At 38.0% G+C, this 3381-nt stretch carries 2 protein-coding genes, 10 tRNA genes and 2 pseudogenes; 4 read left to right on the top strand and 10 right to left on the bottom strand.

Annotation, left to right across the window (positions count from 1 at the left end):
* The 4 genes and pseudogenes from H4J63_RS19565 to H4J63_RS20440 all read left to right on the top strand — a co-directional run.
* Positions 1–95, top strand: a pseudogene (locus tag H4J63_RS19565) (IS5/IS1182 family transposase); the annotation flags it as partial.
* A gap of 77 nt (positions 96–172) precedes the next feature.
* On the top strand, positions 173–607 hold the full coding sequence (locus H4J63_RS20445; protein WP_259365856.1) for a GGDEF domain-containing protein: 435 nt from the start codon (positions 173–175) through the stop codon (positions 605–607).
* Positions 608–870, top strand: a pseudogene (locus H4J63_RS20680) (GGDEF domain-containing protein); the annotation flags it as partial.
* A gap of 183 nt (positions 871–1053) precedes the next feature.
* The gene (locus H4J63_RS20440; protein WP_409072683.1) at positions 1054–1755 is read left to right on the top strand and encodes an EAL domain-containing protein; all 702 of its coding nucleotides are present in this window, start codon (positions 1054–1056) and stop codon (positions 1753–1755) included.
* A 41-nt stretch (positions 1756–1796) separates the two neighbouring features.
* Here the strand turns inward: H4J63_RS20440 and H4J63_RS19555 are convergent.
* From H4J63_RS19555 to H4J63_RS19510, 10 genes are all read right to left on the bottom strand, one after another.
* Positions 1797–1871 (bottom strand) — tRNA-Gln (locus H4J63_RS19555).
* Between the two features lie 40 nt (positions 1872–1911).
* Positions 1912–1996, bottom strand: a tRNA-Leu gene (locus tag H4J63_RS19550).
* 71 nt (positions 1997–2067) lie between these two features.
* Positions 2068–2142 (bottom strand) — tRNA-Gln (locus H4J63_RS19545).
* Between the two features lie 38 nt (positions 2143–2180).
* A tRNA-Leu gene (locus H4J63_RS19540) sits at positions 2181–2265 on the bottom strand.
* A gap of 71 nt (positions 2266–2336) precedes the next feature.
* Positions 2337–2411, bottom strand: a tRNA-Gln gene (locus H4J63_RS19535).
* A 38-nt stretch (positions 2412–2449) separates the two neighbouring features.
* Positions 2450–2534: transfer RNA gene (locus H4J63_RS19530), tRNA-Leu, on the bottom strand.
* A 90-nt stretch (positions 2535–2624) separates the two neighbouring features.
* Positions 2625–2701 (bottom strand) — tRNA-Met (locus tag H4J63_RS19525).
* A gap of 5 nt (positions 2702–2706) precedes the next feature.
* Positions 2707–2781: transfer RNA gene (locus H4J63_RS19520), tRNA-Gln, on the bottom strand.
* 39 nt (positions 2782–2820) lie between these two features.
* Positions 2821–2905, bottom strand: a tRNA-Leu gene (locus H4J63_RS19515).
* Positions 2906–2951: 46 nt separating this feature from the next.
* Positions 2952–3028, bottom strand: a tRNA-Met gene (locus H4J63_RS19510).
* Positions 3029–3381 lie beyond the last annotated feature (353 nt).

Here is a 3381-nt window from a genome sequence, read left to right as displayed (position 1 = left end):
GGATAGCCACGCGGTATGAAAAGCTTGAACGAAATTATCATTCAATGCTCGCTTTAGCATTTACTATGATGTGGCTACCAATGTGGGCTGATTGATATATGTACTACAAAGATCAACAGCCCCTAGGGTTATATCACTAAACCGCAATTTAATAATTTTAAAGAGCCTATGTGTGGATAATTTTTTTTCAGTAATAATTATTTTAGGTGCGCTACTGCTAGTTGCTAGCTTAAAAACAACCTTTAAAGTTTGTAAAAAAACATCGCAAAGAGCGTGGAGTGTACTGTTATGCGCTATTGTCTGTTTTATTTTAGGGTATTGGTGGATACTTTATTACTTTTCAAATTACGATACGGCACCAATAATAAGAAATGCAGTTGCCACAATATTATTTGGTGGTGCAGGGTTTGTTTTCTTAGTTGTCAAACTGAGTTTAAAAAGCATCCTTAAAATAGAGCAAGCAACGCAGTATCAAAAATATCAAACTGAACACGATAACTTAACAACCTTACCCAACCGCAATAACTTTTTTAAATCCTTGAGTAAACAAGTCGATTACCCTTTTTCATTTGCATTATTTTATATTGATTTAAATAATTTTAAATAAATTAATGATGCGTTTGGTCATCAATGTGGTGATCAACTACTGGCTGCTTTTGCTAATAAGTTAAGCAAAGAACTATGTGGCATTGCTAAGTTATATCGAATAGGGGGGATGAGTTTGCGTTCTTACTGAATACCGATACTGATGAAAGCATGGCTCACTGTGTAAATATTATAAACTCAGCCGTCAAAGCTCCGTTTTGTACACATGAGCAAATGGTTAAAATACAATTAAGTATAGGCGTAAGCCGTTTCCCAGATGATAGCCGATTACCCGACCAGTTACTAAAAAAAGCCAACTTGGCACTGCATGAAGCAAAAAAGACATTTCAACCTTTAGTAAATTACTCATCTGAAATAGGTAAACGAGCTGAGGACTTTTTTGATTTATCAGTCAAAATTAAAGCCGCGTTACACAAAGGTGAGTTCGAGCTTTATTTACAACCAATAATGAACTCCAAAGATATTCAATTGCATGGCCTAGAAGCGCTGATCCGATGGCCGCAAGCTGATGGTAGCTTTATTAGTCCTGAAAAGTTTATAAGTGTAGCTGAGCGTACAGGGCTAATTTTTGTTTTATCGAAATGGGTTGTACAAGAAGCAGTTAACCATATTAGAAAACTTAAACTCTTTGGGTTCACCGGCACTATTCATGTCAACTTATCAACGAAAGATATTGAAAGCAGCGAGTTTTACGAATTTATAATTAGCTTACTTACTACTGACCCGACTTTAAGTGATTCACTAATATTTGAAATTACAGAAGGGGCAATGATGACAAACATACCCGCAGCAAGAAAAATGATGCAGCAGTTAAGTATGCGTGGATTTAAATTTAGTGTTGATGATTTTGGTACGGGGTTTTCGTCACTGTCGTTATTAAGGGAGTTGCCCATAAACCAGATAAAAATAGATCAATCGTTTATCAAAGACATGCTCATTAATCCGCCTGATTACGCTATTGTAGAATCTACGTTGTTTTTGGCGAGCCGATTAAATTGCGATGTAGTAGCTGAAGGAATAGAAACCAAAGAAGTAGAGCAAGCACTATTGAGTATGAACTATGATTATTTACAAGGGTATTTATATAGCAAACCAATAGATATAAACGAATTTATAAATGTATATTTAAGTACAGAAAAAGTAAGCTGAATTTAATGAATATTGAGAAGTTTTAGAGAAGGAAGTCAAATTGGCTGGGATACCAGGATTTGAACCTGGGAATGCCAGGATCAAAACCTGGTGCCTTACCGCTTGGCGATATCCCAACTATAAATTTGATATTAATTTTAATTCTTAATAAGAACATGGTGCGGAAGGAGAGACTTGAACTCTCACATCCTAAGATACTGGAACCTAAATCCAGCGCGTCTACCAATTCCGCCACTCCCGCATCACTAATGTGCTCATTTAACCTCTAAGCTAGAGTAATTCTTTTATTCAACTTTCCTTGGTAGAAGAAGTTGGCTGGGATACCAGGATTTGAACCTGGGAATGCCAGGATCAAAACCTGGTGCCTTACCGCTTGGCGATATCCCAACAAAGAATTATTTATAATTTTAGTTCTTATAAGAACATGGTGCGGAAAGAGAGACTTGAACTCTCACAACCGAAGTTACTGGAACCTAAATCCAGCGCGTCTACCAATTCCGCCACTCCCGCATCAACAATTTGCCAATTTAAACTCTAAGCTAGAGCAATTCTTTTATCCAACTTTCCTTGGTAGAAGAAGTTGGCTGGGATACCAGGATTTGAACCTGGGAATGCCAGGATCAAAACCTGGTGCCTTACCGCTTGGCGATATCCCAACAAAGAATTAATGGTAATTTTATTTCTTATCAAGAAATGGTGCGGAAAGAGAGACTTGAACTCTCACAACCGAAGTTACTGGAACCTAAATCCAGCGCGTCTACCAATTCCGCCACTCCCGCATCGTTTGTACAATAAAGTACAGGTAGTTATTTTAAACTCTTCATTGAGCTGCAATTTAACTCTTGCAGAGCCATTTCTAAAAGAAGAAATGGTGGCTAAGACGGGATTTGAACCTGTGACCCCATCATTATGAGTGATGTGCTCTAACCAGCTGAGCTACTTAGCCATTGTTGGCTGGGATACCAGGATTTGAACCTGGGAATGCCAGGATCAAAACCTGGTGCCTTACCGCTTGGCGATATCCCAACAATAACAATTGATAGTTTTAATTCTTATCAAGAATTATGGTGCGGAAGGAGAGACTTGAACTCTCACATCCTAAGATACTGGAACCTAAATCCAGCGCGTCTACCAATTCCGCCACTCCCGCACACAAGGTAGTTATTTTAAACTCTTCATTGAGCAACAAAAAATAATGGTGGCTAAGACGGGATTTGAACCTGTGACCCCATCATTATGAGTGATGTGCTCTAACCAGCTGAGCTACTTAGCCATCTTTTTTTGTTAGCACTTCATCGCTGAGTGCGGGGCGTATTATGCTGATATGACCCAAATTCGTCAACACCTTTTTTGCAAAAAAACACTTAACTGTGTTTGTTTGCAGGAAAATTAAGCTAACAGGCTAAAATTTAATAAAAATGCTGTTTTTTTAGCTGCCTTTAAGGCGCGGAATCTTAATTAACCCTGTACTTCTTTCATTAAGCGATATTACAAAGATAGACTAGGGCGTGTTGATCTTTGTGGTATGAAAAACAAACAGCATGAAGATAAGGTATAATTGAATTCGCCAGAAAACTTTACACCGAACCTACATGCCAAGATTAATGTTAACAGACGGGACATGGA

The organism is Pseudoalteromonas sp. 5Ae-yellow, from assembly GCF_014077565.1.
GTDB lineage: Bacteria > Pseudomonadota > Gammaproteobacteria > Enterobacterales > Alteromonadaceae > Pseudoalteromonas.
Note: the sequence above shows the minus strand (reverse complement) of the source record. Positions and strands in the feature narration are given on the sequence as shown.